The 25,201-nt window shown below is 71.4% G+C and carries 21 protein-coding genes; 17 read left to right on the top strand and 4 right to left on the bottom strand.

Annotated features, from left to right (window positions below):
* Positions 1-20 precede the first annotated feature (20 nt).
* Positions 21-1,055, top strand: coding sequence for an LLM class F420-dependent oxidoreductase (locus Pka01_RS00910; RefSeq protein WP_203880576.1), 1,035 nt, complete (start codon positions 21-23; stop codon positions 1,053-1,055).
* A gap of 49 nt (positions 1,056-1,104) precedes the next feature.
* On the opposite strand, the gene Pka01_RS00905 is transcribed toward Pka01_RS00910, so the two are convergent.
* Complete coding sequence (locus tag Pka01_RS00905; protein ID WP_239114611.1) at positions 1,105-1,662, bottom strand: TetR/AcrR family transcriptional regulator; 558 nt, start codon at positions 1,660-1,662, stop codon at positions 1,105-1,107.
* Positions 1,663-1,772: 110 nt separating this feature from the next.
* On the opposite strand from Pka01_RS00905, the gene Pka01_RS00900 reads away from it, so the two are divergent.
* The 7 genes from Pka01_RS00900 to Pka01_RS00870 all read left to right on the top strand — a co-directional run bounded on the left by Pka01_RS00900 (position 1,773) and on the right by Pka01_RS00870 (position 8,162).
* Entirely contained in the window at positions 1,773-3,413 is a 1,641-nt protein-coding gene (locus tag Pka01_RS00900; protein ID WP_308442191.1) for an MDR family MFS transporter, read from the top strand.
* Positions 3,414-3,422: 9 nt separating this feature from the next.
* A complete protein-coding gene (locus Pka01_RS00895; protein WP_203880575.1) occupies positions 3,423-4,484 on the top strand; it encodes an aminopeptidase P family protein in 1,062 nt (353 codons plus the stop codon).
* Between the two features lie 27 nt (positions 4,485-4,511).
* Complete coding sequence (gene efp, locus Pka01_RS00890; RefSeq protein ID WP_203880574.1) at positions 4,512-5,072, top strand: elongation factor P; 561 nt, start codon at positions 4,512-4,514, stop codon at positions 5,070-5,072.
* A 1-nt stretch (position 5,073) separates the two neighbouring features.
* On the top strand, positions 5,074-5,484 hold the full coding sequence (gene nusB, locus Pka01_RS00885) for a transcription antitermination factor NusB (RefSeq protein WP_203880573.1): 411 nt from the start codon (positions 5,074-5,076) through the stop codon (positions 5,482-5,484).
* A gap of 107 nt (positions 5,485-5,591) precedes the next feature.
* The gene (locus Pka01_RS00880) at positions 5,592-6,311 is read left to right on the top strand and encodes a methyltransferase domain-containing protein (protein ID WP_203880572.1); all 720 of its coding nucleotides are present in this window, start codon (positions 5,592-5,594) and stop codon (positions 6,309-6,311) included.
* Positions 6,312-6,389: 78 nt separating this feature from the next.
* Positions 6,390-7,628: a DNA polymerase IV gene (locus Pka01_RS00875; protein WP_203880571.1), complete on the top strand. Its 1,239-nt coding sequence runs from the start codon at positions 6,390-6,392 to the stop codon at positions 7,626-7,628.
* Between the two features lie 147 nt (positions 7,629-7,775).
* Positions 7,776-8,162, top strand: coding sequence for an SCO2097 family morphological protein (locus tag Pka01_RS00870; RefSeq protein ID WP_203880570.1), 387 nt, complete (start codon positions 7,776-7,778; stop codon positions 8,160-8,162).
* Between the two features lie 109 nt (positions 8,163-8,271).
* Here the strand turns inward: Pka01_RS00870 and Pka01_RS00865 are convergent, their stop codons facing one another.
* From Pka01_RS00865 to Pka01_RS00855, 3 genes are read right to left on the bottom strand one after another with little or no spacing between them, the layout of a single operon-like run.
* The gene (locus tag Pka01_RS00865; RefSeq protein ID WP_203880569.1) at positions 8,272-10,851 is read right to left on the bottom strand and encodes a transglutaminase TgpA family protein; all 2,580 of its coding nucleotides are present in this window, start codon (positions 10,849-10,851) and stop codon (positions 8,272-8,274) included.
* Entirely contained in the window at positions 10,848-12,074 is a 1,227-nt protein-coding gene (locus Pka01_RS00860) for a DUF58 domain-containing protein (RefSeq protein ID WP_203880568.1), read from the bottom strand. Before Pka01_RS00860 ends, Pka01_RS00865 begins: the two co-directional genes overlap by 4 nt.
* Positions 12,075-12,084: 10 nt before the next feature.
* Positions 12,085-13,065, bottom strand: a complete 981-nt coding sequence (locus Pka01_RS00855; protein WP_203880567.1) for an AAA family ATPase — start codon at positions 13,063-13,065, stop codon at positions 12,085-12,087.
* A gap of 460 nt (positions 13,066-13,525) precedes the next feature.
* Between Pka01_RS00855 and mraZ the strand changes: the two genes are divergently transcribed.
* From mraZ to ftsW, 9 genes are all read left to right on the top strand, one after another.
* Complete coding sequence (gene mraZ / locus Pka01_RS00850; RefSeq protein ID WP_203880566.1) at positions 13,526-13,957, top strand: division/cell wall cluster transcriptional repressor MraZ; 432 nt, start codon at positions 13,526-13,528, stop codon at positions 13,955-13,957.
* 149 nt (positions 13,958-14,106) lie between these two features.
* Entirely contained in the window at positions 14,107-15,153 is a 1,047-nt protein-coding gene (gene rsmH / locus Pka01_RS00845; RefSeq protein ID WP_203880565.1) for a 16S rRNA (cytosine(1402)-N(4))-methyltransferase RsmH, read from the top strand.
* Positions 15,150-15,830, top strand: a complete 681-nt coding sequence (ftsL, locus tag Pka01_RS00840; protein ID WP_203880564.1) for a cell division protein FtsL — start codon at positions 15,150-15,152, stop codon at positions 15,828-15,830. Before rsmH ends, ftsL begins: the two co-directional genes overlap by 4 nt.
* 902 nt (positions 15,831-16,732) lie before the next feature.
* A complete protein-coding gene (locus Pka01_RS41765; RefSeq protein WP_203880916.1) occupies positions 16,733-18,412 on the top strand; it encodes a peptidoglycan D,D-transpeptidase FtsI family protein in 1,680 nt (559 codons plus the stop codon).
* Positions 18,413-18,452: 40 nt separating this feature from the next.
* Positions 18,453-20,009 (top strand): UDP-N-acetylmuramoyl-L-alanyl-D-glutamate--2,6-diaminopimelate ligase, encoded by a 1,557-nt coding sequence (locus Pka01_RS00830; RefSeq protein ID WP_203880915.1) that lies wholly within the window; start codon positions 18,453-18,455, stop codon positions 20,007-20,009.
* Between the two features lie 125 nt (positions 20,010-20,134).
* Positions 20,135-21,502, top strand: coding sequence for a UDP-N-acetylmuramoyl-tripeptide--D-alanyl-D-alanine ligase (locus tag Pka01_RS00825; protein WP_203880563.1), 1,368 nt, complete (start codon positions 20,135-20,137; stop codon positions 21,500-21,502).
* The gene (gene mraY, locus Pka01_RS00820; protein ID WP_203880562.1) at positions 21,499-22,572 is read left to right on the top strand and encodes a phospho-N-acetylmuramoyl-pentapeptide-transferase; all 1,074 of its coding nucleotides are present in this window, start codon (positions 21,499-21,501) and stop codon (positions 22,570-22,572) included. Before Pka01_RS00825 ends, mraY begins: the two co-directional genes overlap by 4 nt.
* Positions 22,554-23,945 (top strand): UDP-N-acetylmuramoyl-L-alanine--D-glutamate ligase, encoded by a 1,392-nt coding sequence (gene murD, locus Pka01_RS00815; protein WP_203880561.1) that lies wholly within the window; start codon positions 22,554-22,556, stop codon positions 23,943-23,945. The genes mraY and murD overlap by 19 nt, the downstream gene beginning before the upstream one ends.
* On the top strand, positions 23,942-25,192 hold the full coding sequence (ftsW, locus tag Pka01_RS00810; RefSeq protein ID WP_203880560.1) for a putative lipid II flippase FtsW: 1,251 nt from the start codon (positions 23,942-23,944) through the stop codon (positions 25,190-25,192). Before murD ends, ftsW begins: the two co-directional genes overlap by 4 nt.
* The last annotated feature ends 9 nt before the right edge of the window (positions 25,193-25,201 follow it).

Genomic DNA, 25,201 nt, shown 5'->3' with positions numbered 1-25,201 from the left:
GGGCCGGGAAGGACGTCGGGATGCGCATCGGGATGGCACTCAACTACGCCGGGGGCTTCAAGGAGACCGTGGCCGAGCTCGGCGACTACGAGAAGGCCGGGCTCGACATCGTGTTCGTCGCCGAGGCGTACAGCTTCGACGCGGTCAGCCAGATGGGCTACATCGCCGCCCGCACCGAGCGCCTCCAGATCGCCTCGGGCATCCTGCCGATCTACTCGCGCACGCCCGCGCTGCTCGCCATGACCGCGGCCGGGCTCGACTACGTCTCCGACGGCCGGTTCACGCTGGGGCTCGGGGCCAGCGGACCGCAGGTCATCGAAGGGTTCCACGGCGTCCCCTACACCGCTCCGCTGGGCCGTACCCGCGAGATCATCGAGATCTGCCGCAAGGTGTGGAGGCGGGAGAAGCTGGAGTACGCGGGCAGGCACTACACGATGCCCGTCGAGGGCGGGACCGGGCTGGGCAAGCCGCTCAAGCTGATCAACCACCCGGTCAGGGAGCGGATCCCGATCGTGGTCGCGGCCATCGGCCCGCAGAACGTCGAGCTCACCGCGGAGCTGGCGGAGGGCTGGGAGCCGATCTTCTTCATGCCGGAGAAGGCCGGCGAGGTGTGGGGGCCCTCACTGGCCGCCGGGCGGGCGCGCAGGGACCCCGAGCTCGGCGAGCTGGACGTCATCGCCCAGGCGGTGCTCGCGATCGGCGAGGACGTCGCGGACGTCCTGGAGCTGGGCCGGCCGATGGCCGCCCTCTACATCGGCGGCATGGGCGCCAAGGGCAGGAACTTCTACAACGACCTCGCCCGCCGCTACGGCTACGAGAAGGAGGCCGAGCGGATCCAGGACCTCTACCTCGAGGGCAGGAAGGACGAGGCGGCGGCCCTGGTGCCGCAGGAGTTGCTGGAGAAGATGTCGCTGGTCGGGTCGGAGGGCCATGTCCGTGAGCGGCTCGCGGCCATGCGCGAGGCCGGGGTGACGACGCTCAACGTGACCCCCTTCGCGCGTACGCACGAGGAGCGGCTGAGGCTGGTCGAGAAGATCAAGACGCTCGCCTCCTGACGCCGCGCGCCGGGCAGGCGCGGAACCGGTGGGGGACTGGTGGGGAAGGTCATCCGCCTGGCGGAGCCAGGCAGGCGCGGAACGCCGTCTCGAGCCGTGCCTCCAGGACGGCGGGGTCGGCGTCGTGCAGCCCGTCGGGGCCAAGCAGCCTGCGCAGCGACCCCGCGCCGAGGATGATCACCGTCGCGAGCAGGGCACGTTCCCGCGCCTGCGGTCCCGGCAGCCGCGCGCTGATCGCGTCGACCAGGCCGGCCTCCACCCGTGCCGCGAGGACGGCCCGGATCTCCGGGCTCGTCCCGGCCCGGTCGAGCATCCGCACGAGCGGTTCGGAGGCGCCGGTCCGCAGCCGGTGGGCGACGTGCTCCGCCAGCCGGGCGGGCATCCGCCCGGGATCCCCCTCGATCGCGGCCGTCACCGTCGAGGCCGTTATCAGGACCGTGGCGAAGAGATTCGCCTTCGAGCCGAAGTACCGGTTGACCAGGGCGACGTTGGCCCCGGCCGCGGAGGCGATCATCCGCACGGTCACCTGGTCGTAGCCGTGCTCCGCGAACAGTGCCGCGGCGGCGGCCAGGATCCGTTCGCCGGTCGCCTCACGGTCTCGTGTCACGAGCGCACATTAGCGTGACACCAGAGTAAACAAGCGTATACTTGAAAAGGAAAATAAAGCATAATCCGGACGAATTTGCGTCTCGGTGGAACCAGTGAGCGAGGGGATCCGTGACGCGGGAGACCGTCCGGCAGGACGCAGGGCGCATCTACACGCACCGTGAGATCTTGAAGATCCTCTCCGGTCTGCTGCTCGCCCTGCTCACTTCGATGATCTCGACCTCCGTGGTCGGCACGGCCCTGCCGACGATCGTCGGAGACCTCGGCGGGCAGGACCAGCTCTCGTGGGTCGCCGGCGCGACGCTCCTGACGCTGACCGTCTCCACTCCTCTGTGGGGCAAGCTCTCCGACATCTTCGGCCGCAAGCTGATGTTCCAGGTCGCGCTCGGCCTGTTCGTCGCGGCCTCGATGGTCGCCGGCCTGTCCCAGGACATCGGCATGCTCATCGCCGCGAGAGCCGTACAGGGGCTGGGGACCGGGGGGCTGTCCGCGCTCGTCCAGGTGATCCTGGGCGACGTGGTCCAGCCCCGCGAGCGCGGCCGCTACTCGGGATACGTGGGCGCGGTCTTCGGCGTCTCCACCGTCGCGGGGCCGCTGCTCGGCGGCTTCCTGGTCGACGCCGACGGGCTCGGCTGGCGCTGGTGCTTCTACGTGTGCGTGCCGCTCGCGGTCGTGGCGTTCGCCGTCATCCAGAAGGTGCTGAAGCTGGAGCACGTGAAACGGGACGCCCGCATCGACTGGTGGGGCGCCGCGACTCTGACCGGCGCAGCCACCTCCCTCATGCTCCTGCTGTCGCTCGGCGGGCACGAGTTCGACTGGAACTCGTCGTGGACCTACGGCCTGGCCGCGCTCGCCGCGGTGTTCTGCGGCCTCGCCGTCGTGGCCGAGCGCAGAGCCGCGGAACCGATCCTCCCGCCGCGCCTGTTCCGCGACCGCACGTTCGTCCTGGCCGGCACGGCCTCGCTGTTCGTCGGTCTCGCCCTGTACGGCGTGCTGATCTATCTGCCGCAGTTCCTGCAGATCGTCAAGGGGCTCATGCCCGCCCGGTCGGGGCTCATGACCCTGCCGCTGGTGCTCGGGCTCTTCGTGGCCTCGATCGTCTCCGGGCGCGTCGTCACCCGGACGGGCAGGTGGAAGCTCTTCCCCCTCGTCGGCATGCTGCTCGTGGCGGCGGGCCTCGGCCTGCTCTCGCGGCTGCGGCCCGACTCCTCCTTCGTGGTGATCGGCGTGGACATCGCCGTCCTCGGCGTCGGGCTCGGCATGAGCATGCAGATGCTGATCCTCGCGGTGCAGAACTCGGCCGAGCGGCGGGATCTCGCGGTGAGCACCTCGGGCGTGTCCTTCTTCCGCAGTCTCGGCGGCGCGGTGGGCGTGGCCGCCTTCGGCGCCGTCCTCACCAACGGGGTCAAGTCGGAGATCTCCGCGAAGCTCGGGACGACGTCCGCTCCGGCCGCGAGCCTCGACCTGGGCACGCCGGAGGCCATCCGCGCCCTGCCCCCGGCGGTCCACGACGTCGTGATCGGCGCCTTCGCGTCGGCCATGCACACGGTGTTCCTCGTCGGCGTGCCCGCGGCCGTCCTCGGTTCGTCGCGGTGCTCTGCCTGCGCGAGGTCCCGCTCCGCTCGGCCGACCGGTCTCCCGCGGACGCACAGGGCCCTGCCCACCACCCCCGGCACGCCAGGACCTCCTGACCGTCCCGTGCGGGCGGCCCGGGGGCACGGGCGGGTGAGGCTGCGGCCGCATCGGGCGTAGAGTCCATTCGTGTCTCATGCCTCCCGCCGCGCCCGCCTGGCAGCGGAACTCCCCGACCACGGCGCCACGGGGATCCTCGTCACCTGGCCCGTCAACGTCCGCTACCTGACCGGCCTGTCGAGCTCCAACGCCGCCGTGCTCGTGGACTCCTCGGGCCACGCGGTGCTCGCGACCGACTCCCGGTACATCGAGACCGCCAGGCGCCGGTGCCCCGACATCGAGCTCGTCGAGAACCGCGACGTGGCCGGAGTCCTCGCCGCGCGGGCGGCCGGATCCGGGGGCGGGCTGCTGGTGGAGGCCGACCACATGCCGGTGTCGGTGTTCACGGCCCTCGGCGGCGCCGAGCGCGTGACGCCGGTCAGCGGTCTCGTCGAGTCCGTGCGCCGGGTCAAGGACGAGGGAGAGATCGAGTCGCTGCGCCGCGCCTGCGCGATCACCGACGAGGCGTTCTCGCTGGTCATCGGGCGCATCAGGCCGGGCGTGACCGAGCGGGAGATCGCCCGCTGGCTGGAGTTCCGCATGATGGAGCTCGGGGCGCAGAAGCCGGCCTTCGACACGATCATCGCCTCCGGTCCCAACGGCTCCATCCCGCACCACTCGCCGTCGGACCGCCCGATCGAGTCCGGCGACCTCGTCACGATGGACTTCGGCGCGCTCTTCGACGGCTACCACGCGGACATGACCCGCACCGTCGCCGTCGGCGAGCCCGCCGACTGGCAGCGGGACCTCTACGAGCTCGTACGGCAGGCCCAGCAGGCCGGGCGCCATGCCGTACGGCCGGGGGCGACCGCGCGCGAGGTGGACGCGGCGGCGCGCGACCTGATCGCCGAAGCCGGCCACAGCGAACATTTCGGGCATGGGCTAGGCCACGGAGTGGGGCTGGAGATCCATGAGCTACCGTTCCTCGGCCCTGACAAGACCGGTAGACTAGAGGATCGAGTTCCGATCACCGTCGAGCCCGGGGTCTATCTGCCGGGCAGGGGCGGGGTGCGCATCGAGGACACGCTGGTGACGCGTGACGACGCGCCGGAGCTCCTCACACTGACGACCAAGGAGCTGCTCGTCCTGTAGGGCAGCCGCACGCGAAAGAGACCACACGTGGCCACGACGAACGACCTGAAGAACGGTCTTGTGCTCAAGCTCGACGGCGGTGAGCTCTGGACCGTCGTCGAGTTCCAGCATGTCAAGCCGGGCAAGGGCGGCGCGTTCGTCCGCACCAAGCTCAAGAACATCACGTCCGGCAAGGTCGTGGACAAGACCTTCAACGCCGGCGTCAAGGTCGACGTCGCCAACGTCGACAAGCGGGAGATGCAGTACTCCTACCTCGACGGTGACGACTTCGTCTTCATGGACACCGAGACGTACGACATGCTCCACGTCTCCCGGCCCGCCGTCGGCGACGCCGCCAACTACCTGCTCGAGAACATGCTCGCCACCGTCGCGATCAACGAGGGCAACGTCCTCTACATCGACCTGCCCGCGGCCGTCGAGCTCACCATCGCGGAGACCGAGCCGGGCCTTCAGGGCGACCGGTCCACCGGCGGCACCAAGCCCGCCAAGCTGGAGACCGGCGCGGAGATCAAGGTCCCGCTCTTCATCACCACCGGCGAGAAGGTCAAGGTCGACACTCGCAGCGGCGAGTACCTCGGTCGGGCCTGAGGTGTCGGCCCGGGGCAAGGCCCGGCGGCGTGCGCTGGACATCCTGTTCGAGGCCGAGGCCCGGAGCGAGAGCCCGCTCAGCGTGCTCGCCGAGCGGGTCGAACGATCGGATCCCCCGGTCAACGAGTACACCTCCGCCCTGGTCGAAGGCGTGACCAGGCACCGGGTCCGGATCGACGAGCTGATCTCCACCTACTCCGAGGGCTGGACGCTCGAGCGCATGCCGGCGGTCGACCGCAACATCCTGCGCGGGGGCACCTTCGAGATGCTCTCGTCGGAGGAGGTGCCGGAAGGCGTGGTCATCAGCGAATGGGTGCACCTCGCGGCCGAGTTGTCGACCGACGAGTCACCCCAGTTCGTCAACGGCCTGCTCGCCCGGTTCAAGCAGCTCAAGCCGTCGCTGTCGCTCTAGGACCGCCGCGTGCCCCGGCCGGTCGCGGCGGGCCGTGGGCGCGGCCGGGCGCGGCGCACGCGACAATGCGAGTAACAAGGGCACTGCTGGAGTAGGGAGGGCCGGGCGTGCGTGACGCACCGCGGCAGACGGTCGCGTGGAAGGCGCTGCGCGCGGTCCTGGCGGACCGGGTGGCGGCGACCGGGCGCGAGTCGCTCGACATCGTGGACGCCGGAGGCGGCACGGGCGGTTTCGCCGTGCCGCTCGCGAAGCTCGGTCACGCCGTCACGGTGGTGGACCCGACCCTCGACTCGTTGGCCGCCCTGGAGCGCCGCGCCGCCGAGACCGGCGTGGGCGTCAAGGGCCTGCAGGGAGACGCGGCCGATCTCGGCGAACTCCTGAAGCCGGACAGCGCCGACCTGGTGCTGTGCCACAGCGTCCTCGAGTACGTCGAGGACCCGGCGGGCGCGCTCCGCGCCGTCAGGTGTGTCCTGCGCGCGGGCGGGGCGGTGAGCGTGCTCGCGGCCAACCCGTTCGCGACGGCGATCCACCGCTCGCTGGCGGGCCACTTCGACGAGGCCCGTCGGGTGCTCGCCGATCCGTCGGGCCGCTGGGGCGACCGCGACCCGACCCCCCGCAGGTTCTCCCGCGACGCCCTGTCGGAGCTGCTCACGCAGACCGGGTTCACCGTGGGAGAGGTGCACGGCGTGCGGATCTTCGCCGATCTCGTGCCGGGGATGCTGGCGGAGAACGACCCGGAGGCGCTGATCGCGCTGGAGCAGGCGGCGGCGGCCCACCCCGTGTTGCGCGACATCGCCACCCAGCTCCACGCCATCGCCTACCGTTGAGGCGGCCGCGGGAGAAGCGGCCGGATCCGGCTCGGGTGAACCCGGGTTATCGCAACCATGTTCGGGTAGGGTGGCGGAGTGTCCCGGAACCAGCTGCTGCCTCGGGAGCCTTCACCCCGCGGCCCCGCCGACGACAGCGGCTGCCCGATCCTCCACGTGGACATGGACGCCTTCTTCGCCAGCGTGGAGCTGCTCGACCATCCTGAGCTGAAGGGCACCCCGGTCATCGTCGGCGCGCCGGGCGCGCGCGGGGTGGTCCTCAGCGCCACCTACGAGGCCAGGCGGTTCGGCGTGCACTCGGCGATGCCGATGTCTCGGGCCCGCCGCATCTGCCCGCAGGCGACGATCATCCCGCCCAGCCACGGGAAGTACTCCGAGGTCTCCAAGGGAATCATGGAGATCTTCCAGGCGATCACCCCCGAGGTGGAGCCGATCTCCTCGGACGAGGCGTTCCTCGACGTCGGCGGGGCCCGCCGCAGGCTCGGCTCGTCCTCGGTGATCGCCGAGCTGATCCGCGGGCAGGTGGCGGAGCGCTACGGCATCACCTGCTCGGTCGGCGTCGCCGGCAGCAAGTTCGTGGCCAAGCTCGCCTCCCGCCAGTGCAAGCCCGACGGCCTGCTGGTCGTCCCGGCGTCGGCGGAGGTCGAGTTCCTCCACCCGCTTCCCGTCGCCGCCCTGTGGGGCGTGGGGGAGCGCACTGAACAGGCCCTGGTACGGCTCGGCATCCGGACGGTGGGGGATCTGGCCCAGGTGCCGGTTTCCACGCTCCAGCGCGAATTCGGGGCCGCGGGGGCCCATCTGTCGGCTCTCGCCTGGGGACGCGACGATCGTCCCGTGGTGCCCCACTCGCCCGACAAGAGCATCGGCAACGAGGAGACGTTCTCCCACGACGTGGACGACCCCGAGGTGATCAAGCGGGAGTTGCTCCGGCTGTCCGAGCGGGTCGCGTCCCGGCTCAGGGCGGCCGGCCACGTCGGCCGCACGGTCAGCGTGAAACTGCGCCGCTCCGACTTCACCACCATCACCCGGTCGCGCACGCTCCGTGAGCCGACGGATGTCGCGAAGGAGATTTTCGCCACATCTTGTGAGCTCTACGAGGCCGCGGGCCTGGATCGCGTGCGTCTCAGACTGGTCGGAGTCCGCATGGAGAACCTCCGGCCGGCGGCCACGGCGACCCGTCAGCTCGGTCTCGGCGAGAGGGAGACGGGCTGGCGCGAGGCCGAACAGGCGATGGATAAGGCGATTCGGAGATTCGGCCCAGAAGCGGTCCGCCCGGCCTCGCTAGTTCAGCGCCCGTTTGGTCCAATGGATCTATGACGTCACCTCCGGTTTGGACCGCGTTGGACGTTTTCTTTCGCCTACGTCTACAGCCTCGTATTCTGGGGATAACCGACCGCGAGGTTCGGACACCCCGTGTCGTCCGTTGCCGTCTTCCCCTAACTGGGGCCGTCCTTGGGAGGCGCCGTGCCGCTGTCTGAGCACGAGCAGCGCTTGCTCGACCAGATCGAGCAGGCCCTCTATGCCGAGGACCCGAAGTGGGCCAATACCGTCCGGATCAGTGACCCGCGCAGCCATTACAAGCGGCGCCTGGTGAAGGCCTCCGTCGGCTTCGCACTGGGTGTCGTGCTGCTGATGGTGGGCGCGGTGGCGAACCAGATCCCGCTCGGCGTAGCCGGGTTCGTGGTCATGCTCGCCACCTGCCTGTGGGGTCTGTCCGCCTGGAAGCGCATGAGCGGGTTCGGAGGCGAGGGCGGCGGGACCACGACGCAGAACCGTGGCCGCCGCCAGCAGCGTCAGGGCTTCATGGAGCGTATGGAGGAGCGCTGGCGCCGTCGTCACGACGAACGCTGAGCGCTCCTCCGCACCTCCGTGCGGGGCCCGCGGGCCCCGGCCGGTGTCCGGTCCGGGACCCGGCCAGGCGCCCAGGAGCAGTTCCGGGACCCGGTGAGGCCGCCCCCGGCTAGCGCCGGGACCCGGTGAGGCTCCGCCCCGCTCCGGCCTCATCCTCCATGCCGTCTCGCACCGTCACCGTCCGGTTCCCCATCGTGTCGTCCGCCCCGTTCCTGGATCTCCCCGCCACGAGCCGGATGTTCTCCAGCCGGTCGAAACCGTCCAGCGCCTTCTCGCCGAGCGCGCGCAGACGCAGCAGAGTGGACACCGGCGCCAGCGTCGCGCCCAGGCGCCGCTTCTTCGACGCGGCCGCGGCGAGCGCCCGCCTCACCTGCCTGAGATCCGCGGCGACGGGGCTCGGCCCGTTAACCGAGCGGGCGTATCTGCGCCGCTCCTCGGCCGAGGTGATCGCGGTGATCGAGGCCGTGAGGCCCGGGTCCGTCCCCAGGGTCTGCGCCACCCGCCGCCCGAGGGCCCTCGGGCTCTCGCCCGGCCTGCGCGCCATCCCGAAGTCGGTCAGCGTGTCACCCAGCTCGGCCCAGGCCGCCTCCACGGCCGGGGCGACCTGCTCCGACGCGCCCGCGGCGACGGCTCGCCGCTTCCTCCTCGCGGAGGTGTCTCCGGACACGATCAGGTCCGCGTCGGACCCGTCCGCCTCGGGATCGGGCCCGACGGGATCGGGTACGGCGAACGCGACCTTGTCCAGGACCCTGCGGCGCCGGTATCGGGACGACAGCCGTACGACGGCGGGGATCAGCAGGACCAGCACCGCGGCCACCACTCCGATGGCGATCTTCACCCACAGGGGCGTGCCCGGGTCGGCGGCGATCGGCAGGTTGCCGAGGTCGCGTTCGATCTCCCGGGGGTTGCGGGGAGCGGGAGCCGAGTCGCCGGTGGTGTCGTCCGGACCCGCGGAGGCACCCGGTGAGGAGCCGGGAGACGGGCTCGCCGTGGGAGTCACCGGCAGGGAGTACTGCGGCACCTGCGCCGTTCCCTGCCCGGCCGTGCCCCCGGGAGTCGGCTCGAAGCGGAGCCACCCGACTCCCGCGAAATAGAGCTCCGGCCACGCGTGGGCGTCGTGGGTGCGCACCGTCCACTTGTCGCCGATCTTCGTGCCGCCGGTGAAGCCGATCGACACCTTGGCCGGGATGCCGAGCATCCGCGCCATGACCGCCATCGCGCTCGCGAACTGCTCGCAGTATCCCGAGCGGTCGGTCAGGATGAACTGCGACAGGGCCTCGCCGCCCGAGCCGCTCGCCTTCAAGCTGTAGGTGAACGCGCCGCTCTGGGTGAACCACTCCTGGAGCTTCACCGCCTGCTGGTAGCGGGTCGTCGCTCCGGCCGTGACCCGCTGCGCCAGGCCGGCCACCCGGGGGTCGAGCCCGGCAGGCAGGTCGAGGTAGCGCCGGCCGCCCGAGTCGGGTTCGGGGGCCGCCAGGTCCAACTGCTCGGGCGTGGGCTGAGGCTCGCCCGTCGCGACGCGGTAGTCGAGCCCGGCCGCCTCGTCGTCGGTGGAGAAGACCATGAGGGAGTTGCGGTCGGCCCGCCAGTCTCCGTCGGCGTCGACCTGCGTCGCCGGGTAGGGCAGTGGCAGGAACCTCAGCGTGCGGATGTCGTCACTGATCGAGATCTGCGTCTCGGCCCGTTTCACCGGGACCGTCGGGCCGAGGCCGGGAGCGGGGGGCAGCGGCCCTTCCGACACCCGGTCCTCCGGGCGTCCCCGGAGCGGGTTGATCGTCCACTTCGTCCCGTCGAAGACGTCGAGCGAGTAGATCCGCAGATAGCGGGGCTGGTCGTCGCTGCTGGTGTACGTCAGGACGGTGTTGTTCGCCTCCTGCCGCAGCTCGCCTCCGAGCTCGGCGATCGCGTCGGGGATGCCGATGTTGCCGCCGCCGGGACCGAGGCCGTTGCCGACGCCGAAGGCGAACAGGGGAGCGGGCGCGAGGTTGGGCAGCAGGGCCGGCAGCAGGACGGCCAGGCCGATCGCCGTCACACCGATCCGCCTGCCGGACAGTGCGAGCCGCCCGGTGTCGGGCGCGGAGTCCGCGGTCACGGTCCTCGTCCGCCGTACGAACACGGCCCTGCCCCACTTGCCGAGCCGTTCGCGCCCGTCCGCCACCAGGAGGCCGACGTACCCGAAGGCCCCGATCATGAAGGCCGGCCAGCTGATCGGATCGGTCAGCACCGCCGCCGGCACGGTGAACAGCGCCAGCAGCGGAAGCCCCGCGAGCGCGGCCCGGCGCAGCCGTACGGTGAACAGGTCGACGAGGACGGCCATGACCCCGACGCCGCCCGCCGTCAGCAGGGTGATCCCCTCGTTGGCCGGCACGGGCGCGGCGAACCGCTGGATGTCGTCGAAGCCGCTGCCGAACAGTTCGCCGACCAGCAGCACCGAGTCCTTCGTGGGGATGAATCCGATCCAGGCCTCGTCGCCCGCGAACACGGCCGTGAGATAGAGGCCGAGTGCGACGACCATGACGGGCGGGGCGGCCCACGGGGGCGCGGACAGGCGGGAGGCCCCCATGCCGACGGCGGTGACGACGATGATCGCCCCCAGGCTCGCCCAGAACCAGGACCCGCCCTCGAACAGGGGGTAGAGCGTGAGCGACACCGCGGCCGTGGCCAGGCCCGCGGCGATGGGGAGTTTCATGCGGCGCTCCTCTTGTATGCCGCCTCCGGCCAGACGGCCGCGAGCGACGTGCCCGAAGGGAGGGTGAGCACCCGCCATCCGGCTCCGGAGAGCACGGCGCGAGAGGCCTCCGCCGTCTCGTCGGGGAACTCGTCCCACGTGGCGACGTCGAGCATGACCGCGACGCCGGTGACACCCGGATGCCTGAGCCTGGCGAGTGAGCGCGCCTCTTCCGCGTCGATCGAGCCAAGGACCGCCACGATCAGCCCGTCGCCCGCCCCCTGGCGCAGCGCGGTGACCCCGTGCTCGAGCGAACGCGTGGAGCTCTGCCGTACGACGGAGAGGTTGTCGATCAGCGACCAGGAGCCGCCCGCGTCGGCGAGATGCTGTGCGCCCTGGTCGGTGACCAGGCGCAGCCCCAGACCCTCACGGGACAGGTGCACCCCGATCGAGGCCGCCGCGGAGACCGCGACCTCGAAGGAGGAGGAAGGTCCCGTTCCGCGGTGGGCGTGCCTGCGCGTGTCGAGCAGGAGCGCGCCCCTGCTCTGCCACTGCTGCTCCTCGCGCCGGACCATCAGCTCGCCGTGCCGCGCGGTGGACCGCCAGTGCACCCGCCGCAGGTCGTCGCCTTGGCGGTACTCGCGGGGGGCGACGTCGTCGTCGCCCGCCGCGGCCACCGACCGCGTACGGCTGTCGCCCCCACCTGTCCACTCGCCCGACAGGCGCACGGCCGGCAGCGGGATCACCTGGGGGGTCACCACCAGCGTGTCGGTGACGGTGAACGACCTGGCCAGCTCCACCAGCCCGAAGGGGTCGGTGATCCGCACGGACAGGGGACCGATGGGGAAGCGCCCCCGCAGGTCGGAACGCACCCGGTAGTCGATCTCCCGGATGCCGCGCGATTCCATCCTGTCGAGGACGAACCGCTGCCGGGCGCCCAGCGTGTACTGCAAGGTGTCCTCGACCAGCAGCAGACCCGTCGGCAGGCGGGTGACGTTCTCCAGCCGCAGGGTCACGATGCTGTCGTTGCCCACCTCCACGCGCGACGGGCTGAGCCGCCTCGTGCTGCGCAGCCGGTACCGGGTGCGCGACACGACCATCGAGGCGAGCAGCGGCATGGCGATGATCAGGACGGCGACCCGCAGCAGGTCGCTCTCGCCCAGCAGGAAGGCGCACAGCAGTGCTGCGACGCCCGACGCGAGGAACGAACGCCCTCGCGAGGTCAGAGCCTTCAACCCCGTCATCGGGCCTCCGTTACTTGACGTCCGGCACCGGGACGCGGCGAATCACTTCGTCGATCACCTGCTCGGGGCGGCGCTGCTGGCCCAGGGCCTCCATGCTCGGCAGCAGCCGGTGCGCGAGGACGGGCCCCGCCAGGTCCTGCAGGTCGTCGGGGATCACGTAGTCGCGGCCCGAGAGCGCGGCGTGCGCCCGGGCGCTGCGCACCAGGTGGAGAGTGGCGCGGGGGGAGGCGCCGAGCAGAAGGTCGGGGGACTGCCGGGTCGCCGCGACGATGTCGATGGCGTATTTCTTGACCGGCTGCGACACGTACACGGCGCGGATCGCCTCGATCAGCGCGCGCACCTCCGCCGTCGTGGCGACGGGCTCGAGCTTGTCGAGGGGCTGGGAGGCCCCGTGGACGTCGAGCATCTCCAGTTCGGCGGCCGGCTCGGGATACCCCATCGCGATCTTCGCGGTGAAGCGGTCGCGCTGCGCCTCCGGCAACGCGTAGGTGCCCTCCATTTCGATCGGGTTCTGCGTCGCGATGACCATGAAGGGCGATTCCAGGCGGTAGGTCTCGCCGTCGACGGTGACCTGGCGCTCCTCCATGCACTCCAAGAGGGCGGACTGCGTCTTGGGCGAGGCCCGGTTGATCTCGTCGCCGACCACGATGTTGGCGAAGACGGGGCCGGGCTTGAACTCGAAGTCGCCGGTCTGCTGGTTGTAGGCGCTCACCCCGGTGATGTCGCTGGGTAACAGGTCGGGGGTGAACTGCACACGCCTGACGGGGCAGTCGATGGAGCGCGCCAGCGCCTTGGCCAGCATCGTCTTTCCGACACCGGGCACGTCCTCGATCAGGAGATGGCCTTCGGCGAGGAGAACGGTGACGGTGAGGCGGATGACGTCGCTCTTGCCTTCGATCACGGATTCGATCGCGTCGCGGATCCGGTTCGCCGTGTCGACCAGAGTCTCGAGCCGGGTTTCCGCGTCGGTGACGTCGGGGGTTGCTGCCACCAGGCCTCCATTAAAGGTGCGTCCCTGAGAATGGGCGTTAAAGGTTGCTATTCCATTCTGTGTACTGACCTTATGACCGGTGGGGTTCCCGGTCGACTTTGTCCAGAAATCCGGAAGAACCGGAGACCTGTTGCCCGTACGGCTTCTCCCGCTTGGCTGACTTTCGTGCGAATCCCGAGACAATGGCCCGCTCCACTTTCCTCCACCGAACTCACGCGGTGCGCGGGAAATCGGCGTCTCGGCGCCGTTTCCGGGACGCGGACACGCCCGTGACAGGGTGTGGGGCGTCCAGGGTGCCCCACTTCGCACCACCCTTTCTGAACTGCGGAAACGCGGCGCTAAACCGATGCCGACACGGTCTGAATCTGTTGACGGTGGGGAGAAGTGGAGTATGGTGGTGCGCAGTGGAGGGCAGGGGCTACAGCGCTGAGCGCTCCGCAAGGCACGGGAGGTGGGTCCGGTGTTCCTCGGCACCCATCAACCGCGCCTCGACGACAAAGGACGGCTGTTCCTGCCGGCGAAGTATCGTGAGGAGCTGGCGGAGGGTCTTGTGATCACCAAAGGCCAGGAGCGCTGCCTCTACGTCTTCCCCGTAGAGGAGTTCCAGCGCATCACCGAGGCTCTGCGCACCGCGCCGGTGACCGCCAAGGCGGTCCGTGACTACAGCCGCGTCTTCTTCGCCAGCGCCTCCGACGAGACTCCTGACAAGCAGGGGCGCATCACGATCCCGCCAAGCCTGCGGCAGTACGCGGGCCTGGAGCGCGACTGCGTGGTGATCGGAGCCAACACCAGGCTGGAGATCTGGGACGCCCAGGCATGGGACACCTACCTGGCCGCCCAGGAGCAGGCCTTCTCCGATCTGTCCGAGGAGGTGTTGCCAGGGATCCTGTGATTTCTGCGTAAGACCCGTCGGTGACGTTCGGCGAGGTCTCCACCCGCTCCCCGCGGCATCTGATGCACCTTCCCCGGTGTCAGGCGCCTCGGCAGGCGATGCGGATGGGGACCTGGCCGGACGGGTCGGTCCCGCGAGGGGGGACCGGCATGGGTGGGGACCTGAAGTGGTTCACCGGCGGCAGCCGCATATCCGCGAGCATCGAAGCGGCCAAGTTGGGGGTGGAAGTGTTGTCGGCAGAACTCGGGCACTCGGGCGGTCACGTTCCGGTCATGCTCGATCGCGTGCTGGAGTTGCTTGCTCCGGCGCTCACCGGGCCGGACCCGGTCGTCGTCGACGCCAACCTCGGCCTCGGCGGTCACGCCGAGGCGTTGCTCGCGGCGCACCCCGCCCTCCATCTCATCGGCATCGACCGCGACCCGACCGCCATCGAGCGGTCCACCGAGCGGCTCGCGCCGTACGCCGGGCGCGTGACCATCGTGCGCGCCGTCTCGGACGAGTTGCCGGCCGTGCTGGCGCACGCCGGGCGGCCCCGGGTCCAGGGCGCGCTCTTCGACCTCGGCGTCTCCTCGCCACAGCTCGACGAGGCGGAGCGTGGCTTCGCCTATTCCTATGACGCTCCGCTGGACATGCGGATGGACCCCGAGCAGGAGCTGACCGCCGAGCGCGTGGTGAACACCTACTCCGTGGCCGAGCTCACCCGCATCCTGCGCGATTACGGCGAGGAGCGGTTCGCGTCGCGCGTCGCCGGCCTCATCGCCAAGGAGCGTGCCGGCAACCCCATCGAGACCACCAAGCGACTTGCCGATCTCGTCCGCACGGCGATCCCCGCCGCGACGAGACGGACCGGGGGCAATCCCGCCAAGAGAACGTTCCAGGCACTGCGCATCGAGGTGAACGGAGAGCTGACGGCGCTGGAGGAGGCCCTTCCCGCCGCGCTCGACGCCCTGGCGCTGGGCGGGCGGGCCGTCGTGCTCGCCTATCACTCTTTGGAGGACCGGCTCACCAAGCAGGTCCTCGCGGCGCGAACCAAGGAGACCGGCCCTCCGGGGCTGCCGGTCCCGCTGGAGGCACACCAGCCACGGTTCCGCCTTCTGACGAGGGGAGCCGAGCTCCCGGACGACGACGAGGTGGCCCGCAACCCGCGGGCGGCCTCGGCCCGTTTGCGGGCGGCAGAGAGGATCCGCCAGGGATGAGCACGACAGAGCAGGAGAGCAGGACGGCGGCCCGGCGGGTTCAGGCCCAGCCGAGGCGGTCCGGCCGGCCGGTGGGCGGCGGCGTGTCCGCCCCCGAGGCCGGACGGCGCGCGCAGACCGAGGCTCCGGCCCCGGTGAGCGCGCGGCGCGGCCAGGTCACGGCGCCGGCGCCGGAGACCCCGCGGCGTGGTCAGCCCACGCGGCCCGCTCCGGCACGGGTGCCCGGCGACGCCGCGCCCGCGGCGGGCGCCAGGAACCTCGCCCCCGGCGCGCCCGAGCGGGTCGCTCCGTCGGGCACGCAGACGCCGGAGACCCAGACGGCCGTGCGCGTACGGCCGGCGGGCTCCGCGTTCCGGCGCCCGCCGAAGGCGCCGTTCGTGTTGCTCGTCGTCGGCCTGATGTGCGGCGGCCTGGTGACCCTGCTGCTGCTGAACGTCGTCCTCTCTCAGGACTCGTTCAAGCTCACCGACCTGCGGTCCAGCACGGATCAGCTCCACGAGCAGGCCGCGACCCTGGAGGGCGAGCTGCGCGTCTGGGACCAGCCCGGCGCGATCGAGGAGGCCGCCAAGCCGCTCGGCGTCGAGAAGGACACCTCGGCTCCGCGCTTCGTCAAGACGGGTCCGTCCGTCGGGGCGGCCGACGCCGCCACGCCACGTGAAGAGGGCATGGTCAAGTGAAGGACGGCGGCCGGAGCCCGGGCCCCGGCCGCGGCGGTCCCAGCGGGCGCGGTGGCCCTGGTCCGGGTGGTGGGGGTCCGGGGGGACGCGGCGGCCAGGGCCCCGGCGGCGGCAGGAAGACGCCGGGCTCCCCGGCGCGGCCCTCCGACGGGCCGTCCGGCCGTCCCCGTCCCGATCTCCCCGGACGCCCGGGCCGCTCGCCGCGGTCCGGGCATCCTGACGAGCACGCGGAGGAGCGCGGGCCCAGGAAGGGCGGCAGGCCCCTCGGCGGCGACGACCAGGTTCCGTCCCCGCGGCCGAGCCGGTCCTCATCCGGGCAGCCCGCCAAGCCGTCCAAGCCGTCCGGGTCGGGCAAGGGCGCGGCGGCAGGAGACTCCGCGGCGAACGGCAAGTCCAGCACAGGACGCACGGCGGGGAACGGCACGTCGGCCAACGGCCGGTCCACCGGCACCGGCAAGGCCACCGGCAACGGCAAGGCGACCGGCAACGGCAAGGGCGCAGGGGCCGGGCGCTCCCCGGCCGACGGCACGTCCGGCTCGCCCGGGCAGCCGGGCCGGTCGGGTCAGTCGCGCGCCGGTCAGCCGGGAGCGCAGCAGGGACAGACGGGCCGTGCCGGCCAAGCGCCCACGAGAGGCGGACAGAACGCCCGTCCCGGACAGCCTTCACGGTCCGGCCAGACCGTGCCAGGTCGCGGCGGTCCGACCGCTCAGCCGGGCCGTACCGGTCAGAGCACCCAGCCGGGCCGCACGGGTTCCGCCGGACCCGCCGCCTCGTTCCGCGCGCAGGGACCGGGTGACGGCCGTCCGCCGCGCCCGCCACGGCCTCCGGCGCCGCCGCCGCGCCCGCCGGCGGTCCTGCGACTGGGCAACCCCCGCCGCAGGCTGAACGCGGCGCTCGTCGTCATGGCGTTCGTGTTGTCGCTGTTCGCCGGCAGGCTCATCCAGCTCCAGGGACTGGACTCGAAGGTCCTCCAGGCCAAGGCGGCGCAGCAGCGCGTCCAGCCGGAGACGTTGCCGGCGCGGCGCGGTTCGATCACCGACGTCGCCGGGAAGGCGCTCGCCATCACCGACGACGCCCGGGAGATCTACATCGACCCGGCGGACGTCACTCCCTCGACCCGGGACCAGATCGCGACCACGCTGGCCCTGGAGCTCAACCTCAATAAAGAGGACATAGCGGCCAAGCTTGCCAAGACCACGCAGCGGTACATCGTGGTCGCGCGGGGCGTCGACCCCGCACGCGCCGCCAAGGTCATGAGCTACCGGTTCAAGGGCGTGGGCGCCAAGGACACCTACCGCCGCACCTACCCGGGCGACACCCTGGCGGGCGGGCTGATCGGGTTCGTCGGGTTCGACGGGCACGGCCTGTCCGGGATCGAGCAGACCTTCGACAAGATCCTCGCCGGGCAGGACGGCAAGCAGAGCGTCGAGATCGGCGGCGACGGCCAGCGCATCCCGATGACGCGGACCAGCCGCCAGGCGCCCGTGCCGGGCAGGAACGTCCGGCTGACGATCGACAGGGACATCCAGTACGCCGCGCAGCAGGCGATCGCCAGGCAGGTGAAGGCGAGCAAGGCGCGCAGCGGCAGCGTCATCGTCTTGGACGTCAAGACCGGGCAGATCGTGGCGATGGCCAACGCGCCCGAGGTCGACCTGAACGCCTGGCAGTCCGTGCCCGAGGCCGACTGGGGCAACCGGGCCGTGTCCGAGGTGTTCGAGCCGGGCAGCACCAACAAGGTGATCACGGCGGCGGGCGCCATCGAGTCCGGCGCGGTCACCCCCGAGACCGTCTTCCGGGTCCCCGACCACATCACCTGCGCGGACCGGGAGATCAGCGACGCGCACGCGCACGCGCCCGAGCCGCTGACGTTCACCGGCATCATCGCCGAGTCCAGCAACGTCGGCACGATCATGGCCGCGCGTCAGATCACCGACCAGCGGCTCTACAACATGTTCCGCGCCTTCGGATTCGGCGCCAAGACAGGCGCGGGGGTCCCGGGGGAGGAGGAGGGCCTCCTGCCCGCCTACCAGAACTGGTCGGGCAGCCAGCGCTGCACCATCGCGTACGGCCAGGGCATCTCGGTCACCGCCCTCCAGATGGCGAGCGTCTACCAGACGATCGCGAACGGCGGCGTCCGGATCACCCCGTCGATCGTCGCCGGGACCACCGACGAGCGCGGGCGCTTCGTGCCTGCGACCCCGTCCGCGCGGACGCGGGTCGTCAGCCAGACCACGGCCGAGGGGATCGCGGGCATGCTGGAGGCCGCCGTCGGCCACGACGGCACGGGCACGGAGGCGTCGATCGACGGGTACCGGGTCGCCGGCAAGACGGGCACCGCGATGCGGTATGACGAGAAGTGCAAGGGATACTGCGGCTACACTGCGACTTTCGTCGGATTCACTCCGGCTGATGCCCCCCGGCTCGTGGCGCTCGCCGTCATCCAGGATCCGAAGAACGGTCATTACGGCGGCGAGGTGGCCGCCCCCGTATTCAAGGACGTCATGACCTTCGCGTTGAAGAGCAGGAAGATACCCCCTACCGGGACGAAGGCGCCGCATGTCATCCTTCGCCTCGGTGGGTGACGAGGGACGGTACGCTCTCGCCGTGCGTCCCCCGTCCTCTATGCGCCCTGTGGCCGCTCCGGCCCGCCCCCTTTCCGGGCTGGCCACCCTGCTCGGCGCCTCATCTCCCGGAACAAGGCCGGCCCGTGGAGCCGTCACCGGCCTGACCATCGACTCGCGCCGCGTCCAGCGCGGCGACCTCTACGTGGCGCTGCCCGGCAAGACCGCGCACGGCGCCGACTTCGCCGCGGACGCCCTCGCGGCGGGCGCCGTGGCCGTCCTCACCGACGACGCCGGGCGCGAGAGCGCAGCCGCCACGGGCCTGCCCGTGCTGGTCGTGCCCGACCCCCGCGCACTGCTCGGCCAGGTCGCGGCATGGGTGTACGGCAGGCCGGCCACCGGCATGACGATCATCGGAGTCACCGGGACGAGCGGCAAGTCGACCTCGACGTTCCTGCTCGAAGCCGGGCTGCGGGCTGCGGGGCATCGCACCGGGCTCGTCGGCGGGGTGGAGATCCGCGCGGGCGACGTCCGGTTCGTCCCGGAGCTGACCACGCCGGAGGCGAGCGATCTGCAGGGCCTGTTCGCGCTGATGCGGGAACAGGAGGTGACCGCCGCCGCGATGGAGGTCTCCAGCCACGCCCTCGCGCTCGGCCGGGTCGACGGCGTCTTCTACGATGTCGCGATATTCACCAACCTGTCGCAGGACCATCTCGACTTCCACCGCGACCTCGACGACTACTTCGCGACCAAGGCCCGGCTGTTCACGCCCGAGTTCGCCCGGATCGGCGTGGTCAACGTCGACGACGCCCACGGCCGCGAACTGGTCCGCCTGGCCGGGATCCCGATGATCACCTTCTCCGCGTGCGGCGCGCCGGAGGCCGAGTGGCGGGCGGAGAACGTGCGCCTGGGCTCCGACGGCAGCGCCTTCCGCGTCGTCGGCCCCGGCGGGATCGAGGCCGACGCGTCGGTGTCCCTGCCGGGGCCGTTCAATGTGGCCAACACCCTCGGCGTGCTCGTGGCGCTCGTGGAGGCGGGCATCCCTCTGCAGTCAGCGGTCGCGGGAGTCGGCGCGTTCACCGGGGTCCCCGGACGCATGGAGCGGGTGCCGGGAACGGACGGCTACCAGGTGATCGTGGACTACGCCCACAAGCCGGGCGCGGTCGAGTCGGTCCTGACCTCGCTGCGTTCGGTCCTGGACGACGGACCCGGTGGCCGGCTCACCATCGTCCTCGGCTGCGGCGGCGACCGCGACAAGGGCAAACGGCCGATGATGGGCGAGGCGGCGGCGCGGCTGGCCGACGTCGCGATCCTCACCAGCGACAACCCCCGGACCGAGGACCCGCTCGAGATCCTCGCGGCGATGCTCGACGGCGTGCGGGGACTCCCGCAGGCGGAACGCGGCCACGTGATCGTGGAGCCGGACCGCGCCGCCGCCATCGACCTCGCCGTCTCCCGCGCGGAGCCCGGGGACGTGGTCGTCGTCGCCGGCAAGGGACACGAGCAGGGCCAGTACGTCGGAGACCAGGTCATCCCCTTCGACGACCGCGAGGTCGCGGCGCAGGCCGTACGGAGGAGGCAGGGCGGCCGGCCCGGCGAAGGAGCCGTCCGTGGGTGATCGCGGCCACGGCGGGGGACCCGGCCGCACCGGGGCGCCCTTCCGGCACCTGGTCATACGATCTCGGGCCGACTTCTAAGATTGCTGAACTCGACCGATCACGCGAAAGAGAGCAGGAAAGACGCATGATCCCGTTGCCGCTGGCCAGGATCGCCGAGATCACCTCGGGCGCCCTGACCGGCATGGCCGACCCCCGGGCCGTGGTGCACGGTCCCGTCGTGATCGACTCTCGCGCCGCAGAGCCGGGGTCGCTGTTCGTGGCGATCAAGGGTGAGCGTGTGGACGGGCACGACTTCGCCCGGCAGGCACACGAGGCGGGGGCGGCGGCCGTCCTGGCCTCCCGGCCCGTCGAGGCGCCCGCCGTGATCGTGGGCGACGTGCTGACTGCGCTCGCCGACCTGGCCAGGGCCGTGATCTCCGACATGCCCGAAGTGACCGTGACCGGCGTCACCGGGTCGGCGGGGAAGACGACGACGAAGGACCTGATGGCCCGGCTCGCCGCGCGCATCGGTGTCACCGTCGCCCCGGTCGGCTCCTACAACAACGAGATCGGCCACCCGCTGACCGTGCTGAAGGCGGACCGGGCCACTCGTTTCCTGGTGCTCGAACTCAGCGCGAGGAACGTCGGCCACATCGCCCACCTGGCGAGCGTCGCCCCGCCCCGCATCGGCGTGGTGCTCAACGTCGGCACCGCCCACCTCGGTGTGTTCGGCGGCAAGGAGGCGATCGCGCAGGCCAAGGGCGAACTCGTCGAGGCACTGCCCGCGAACGGCGTCGCCGTGCTCAACGCCGACGACCCGCTGGTCCGCGCGATGGCCGGCCGTACCGGCGCGAGGGTCACCTATTTCGGGCGTTCGCCCGACGCGCACGTCCGGGCGGAGGACGAGGTGATCGACGAGCGCGGCCGCGCGTCGTTCACGCTGCGGACGCCGACCGGCGCGGCCCCGGTGCGCCTGCGCCTGTACGGCGCGCACGCGGTGGAGAACGCGCTGGCCGCCGCGGCGGCGGCCTACGAACTCGGGCTTCCCGTGGCCACGATCGCGGAGGAGCTCTCGCTGGCCGAGCCGCGAAGCCGATGGCGCATGGAGGTCACCGACCGGGCGGACGGCGTCACCGTCATCAACGACGCGTACAACGCCAACCCGGACTCGATGCGGGCCGCCTTCGAGAGCCTCGCGACGATCGCGGGGGAGCGGAGGCGGTTCGCCGTGATCGCGTCCCTGCGCGAGCTCGGCGAGGACAGCGCCGCGCTGAACGAGGAGCTCGGGCGGCTCGCCGCCGGCTCCGGGCTAGAGACTTTGATCGTCGTGGGGGAGGACGCCGGGCCGGTGCTCGCGGGCGCCCCCGGCGCGCTGCACGTCCCCGACGTGCAGGCCGCCACGGCGGAACTGACCGCACGGCTGGCGCCCGGCGATGTGGTGCTGGTGAAAGGGCCGCGCGCGGCCGGGCTCGAACGGGTCGCCGCGGCGATCCTCGGAGGTGACGCCCGATGAGGAACATCCTCATCGCGGCTGCGATTTCGCTGCTGCTGTCGATGGCCGGCACCCCCCTGGCCATCCGGCTGTTCGCCAGACGGGGGTACGGGCAGAACATCCGCGAGGAGGGTCCCTCCGGGCACTACGACAAGCGGGGCACGCCCACCATGGGCGGCACCGTCATCGTCATCGCGTCGCTGATCGGCTACTTCACGGCCCATCTGTCGACGGCGTTGTCCGGCCGGGTCGAGCCGCCCACCGCCTCGGCGCTGCTGGTGCTGTTCCTGATGACCGGGCTCGGCCTGGTCGGCTTCCTCGACGACTTCATCAAGATCTACAAACAGCGCAGCCTCGGTCTGCGCAGCGGCGCGAAGGCGGCCGGCCAGCTCATCGTCGGCGCCATCTTCGCGGTGCTCGTCGTCCGGTTCCCCAACGGCTACGACATCACCCCGGCCGAGACGAAGCTGTCGTTCCTGCGTGACTTCGGCCCGTCCATCGGCCTGCTCGGCTTCACGATCTGGGTGCTGTTCTTCATCGTGGGTTTCTCCAACGCGGTGAACCTCACCGACGGCCTCGACGGCCTGGCCTCCGGCGCGACCTGTCTCGTCCTCGCGGCGTACGTGCTGATCGGCAACTGGCAGCTGCGCAACAGCTGCACGCTGCTGCTCGGCCCCAACTGCTACTCGGTGCGCGATCCGCTCGACCTGGCCGTGGTCGCCGCGGCGGTCCTCGGCGCCTGCTTCGGCTTCCTGTGGTGGAACGCCCCGCCGGCCAAGATCTTCATGGGGGACACCGGCTCCCTGGCGCTGGGCGGCGTGATCGCCGGTCTCGCCTTCACCACCCGCACGCAGTTACTGCTCGTCATCCTGGGCGGCCTGTTCGCGATCATCACCATGTCGGTGATCATCCAGGTGGGCTTCTTCAAGATGACCAGGAGACGCGTCTTCAGGATGGCTCCGCTCCAGCACCACTTCGAGTTGTCGGGCTGGGCGGAGACGACGATCGTGGTCCGCTTCTGGCTGATCGCCGCGCTCTGCGTCGCCGCCGGACTCGGCCTGTTCTACCTCGAATGGATGCCCAAACAGTGAGTGTCGTCGTCGCCGGGCTGGGGGTGTCCGGCACGGCCGCCGCCCGCGGCCTCGCCGGAAGCGGGGAGCGGGTCATCGTCCTGGAGGCGATCGACGGCGAGCGGCAGCGGGCCGCCGCCGCCGAGCTGGCGGCCTCCGGGATCGAGGTGCGCTTCGGAGAGCCCGTCCTGCCCGAGGGGACGTCGCTGGTCATCACCTCGCCGGGATGGCGTCCCGACCACCCGCTGCTGGTCGCGGCGGCCGAGGCGGGGATCGCCGTCATCGGCGAGGTCGAGCTCGCGTGGCACCTGCGCGCGTCGGACGGCTCCGCCGCGCCCTGGCTCACGCTCACCGGCACCAACGGCAAGACGACCGCGGTCCGGATGCTCACCTCGATCCTGTCCGCGGCGGGCAACCGGGCGCTCGCCGCCGGAAACGTCGGCCTGCCGATCGTGGAGGCCGTCCGCGAGCCGTACGACGTGCTCGCCGTCGAGCTGTCCAGCTTCCAGCTGCACTGGTCGTCCAGCCTCGAGCCGATGGCGGCGGCCGTACTCAACGTCGCGCCCGACCACATCGACTGGCACGGCTCACTGGAGGAGTACGCCGCGGCCAAGGCCCGGATCTTCGAGAACGCCGGGATCGTCATCTACAACGCCGACGACGAGTGGTCGGCCCGGCTGGCCGCGCCGTACGAACGGGGTCCGCGCCGGGTGAGCTTCACGCTCGGCGTGCCGAGGCCGGGACAGCTCGGCGTCGTCGAGGACCTCCTGGTCGACCGGGCGTTCGTGGCCGACCCCGTCAACGAGGGGGAGGAACTCGCCTCCCTCGCCGACGTCCGCCCGTTCGCGCCGCACAACGTGGCCAACGCGCTCGCCGCGGCCGCGCTCGCCCGCGCCTACGGCGTGCCCGCCGAGGCGGTACGGCGCGGCCTGGCCGACTTCGTCCCCGATCCCCACCGGATCGCGCACGTGGCGAGGGCCGGCGACGTCGACTACGTGGACGACTCCAAGGCCACCAACCCGCACGCCGCGGCCGCCTCCCTCGCGGCCTACCCGTCGATCGTCTGGATCGCGGGCGGCCAGCTCAAGGGCGCGGACGTGGACGACCTCGTACGGCGGGCCGCCCCGCGCCTGAAGGGTGCGGTGCTCCTGGGCGCCGACAGGGAGCGAATCCGCGAGGCATTGGCGCGACACGCCGTGGATGTCCCAGTGGTGGAGGTGCCCGGGCAAGACACTGGGGTCATGGACCGTGTCGTCACCGAAGCCGCCCGGCTGGCCTCCCCCGGAGACACCGTGCTGCTCGCCCCCGCCGGGGCGTCGCTGGACATGTTCGCCAGTTACGGAGCGCGTGGGGAGGCCTTCGCGCGAGCCGTCCACCGCCTGGCGGAAGGGTGACGGCGCAGCAGGCGGAGGAGGCTCCCGCCGGCTGGTCCCGCACGCATCTCGCGGGGATCAGGGAACTGCTGAGCCGCCCGCTGACGTCCTACTACCTGGTGCTCGGCTGCAGCGCCCTGCTGCTGGCCCTCGGCCTGATGATGGTCTTGTCCGCGTCGAGCATCGAGGCGCTGCAGAAGACCGGCAACCCGTTCTACTGGTTCATCAAGCAGTCGATGTCGGTCGCGATCGGCATCCCGCTGATGTGGATCTGCTCCCGGATGCCGCAGCGGTTCTTCCGGCTGGCCGGGTATCCGCTGATGGGCATCTCGATCATCGGCCTGCTGATGGTGATCTTCATCGGTGAGGAGCTGCTCGGCGCCCAGCGCTGGATCGCGATCGGGCCCTTCTCGATCCAGCCCTCCGAGCCGGCCAAGCTCGGCCTCGCGCTGTGGGGGGCCGACCTGCTCGCGCGGAAGGCGCGGGCCGGCCGGATCGAGTGGCGGCACCTGCTGATCCCGCTGATGCCCGGTACGGCGATCATCGCGATCCTGGTCATGCTGGGCCGCGACCTCGGCACCACCATCGTGCTCATGCTGATCTTCCTGGCGCTGCTGTGGGTGGTCGGCGCGCCGGTGCGGCTGTTCGGCGGCGTGCTCGCGCTCCTGGTGCTCGCCACGGTCATCATGATCATGGTGGAGCCGTACCGCATGGAGCGCCTGACGGGCTTCCTGGACGTGTGGGAGCACGCGCAGGGCGCCGGTTTCCAGGCGGCGCAGGGACAGATCGCGATGGGCTCGGGAGGCTGGTTCGGCCTCGGCCTCGGCAGCAGCCGGCAGAAGTGGGACTGGGTGCCCCACGCGGAGAGCGACTTCATCTTCTCGATTCTCGGCGAGGAGCTCGGCCTGATGGGCACGCTCGTCGTCGTCGCGCTCTTCGGCCTGCTCGGGTACGCCGGACTGCGGATCGCCTCACGGACGACCGACCCGTTCATCAGGCTGGCCGCCGCGGCCTCGGTGGCGTGGATCGCAGGTCAGGCGATCGTGAACATCGGGGCGGTGATCGGGGTCTTCCCGATCACGGGTATCCCCCTACCACTGGTGTCGTACGGAGGGTCGGCCCTGTTGCCGACGCTGGCGGCACTCGGCATGTTGTTGTCCTTCGCCAAACGGGAGCCCGGCGCCGCCGAGGCCCTGGCCGTCCGTGGCCCCGGACCCTTCGCCAGGGCTCTAAGCTGGCTTGGCCTGGGTGGCCGCCCGAGGCGTTGACAGGGAACG

It is taken from the genome of Planotetraspora kaengkrachanensis (assembly GCF_016862895.1).
Lineage (GTDB): Bacteria > Actinomycetota > Actinomycetes > Streptosporangiales > Streptosporangiaceae > Planotetraspora > Planotetraspora kaengkrachanensis.
The sequence above is the reverse complement of the archived record's forward strand: the minus strand, read 5'-3'. Positions and strand labels throughout refer to the sequence as shown.

Coding starts and splice junctions, on each gene's coding strand:
- ftsL (WP_203880564.1), top strand. CDS start 15,150: ATGAGCACGACAGAGCAGGAGAGCAGGACGGCGGCCCGGCGGGTTCAG.
- Pka01_RS00825 (WP_203880563.1), top strand. CDS start 20,135: ATGATCCCGTTGCCGCTGGCCAGGATCGCCGAGATCACCTCGGGCGCC.
- rsmH (WP_203880565.1), top strand. CDS start 14,107: ATGGGTGGGGACCTGAAGTGGTTCACCGGCGGCAGCCGCATATCCGCG.
- Pka01_RS00830 (WP_203880915.1), top strand. CDS start 18,453: ATGCGCCCTGTGGCCGCTCCGGCCCGCCCCCTTTCCGGGCTGGCCACC.
- Pka01_RS41765 (WP_203880916.1), top strand. CDS start 16,733: ATGGCGTTCGTGTTGTCGCTGTTCGCCGGCAGGCTCATCCAGCTCCAG.
- murD (WP_203880561.1), top strand. CDS start 22,554: ATGGATGCCCAAACAGTGAGTGTCGTCGTCGCCGGGCTGGGGGTGTCC.
- mraY (WP_203880562.1), top strand. CDS start 21,499: ATGAGGAACATCCTCATCGCGGCTGCGATTTCGCTGCTGCTGTCGATG.
- Pka01_RS00860 (WP_203880568.1), bottom strand. CDS start 12,074: ATGACGGGGTTGAAGGCTCTGACCTCGCGAGGGCGTTCGTTCCTCGCG.
- Pka01_RS00910 (WP_203880576.1), top strand. CDS start 21: ATGCGCATCGGGATGGCACTCAACTACGCCGGGGGCTTCAAGGAGACC.
- Pka01_RS00865 (WP_203880569.1), bottom strand. CDS start 10,851: ATGAAACTCCCCATCGCCGCGGGCCTGGCCACGGCCGCGGTGTCGCTC.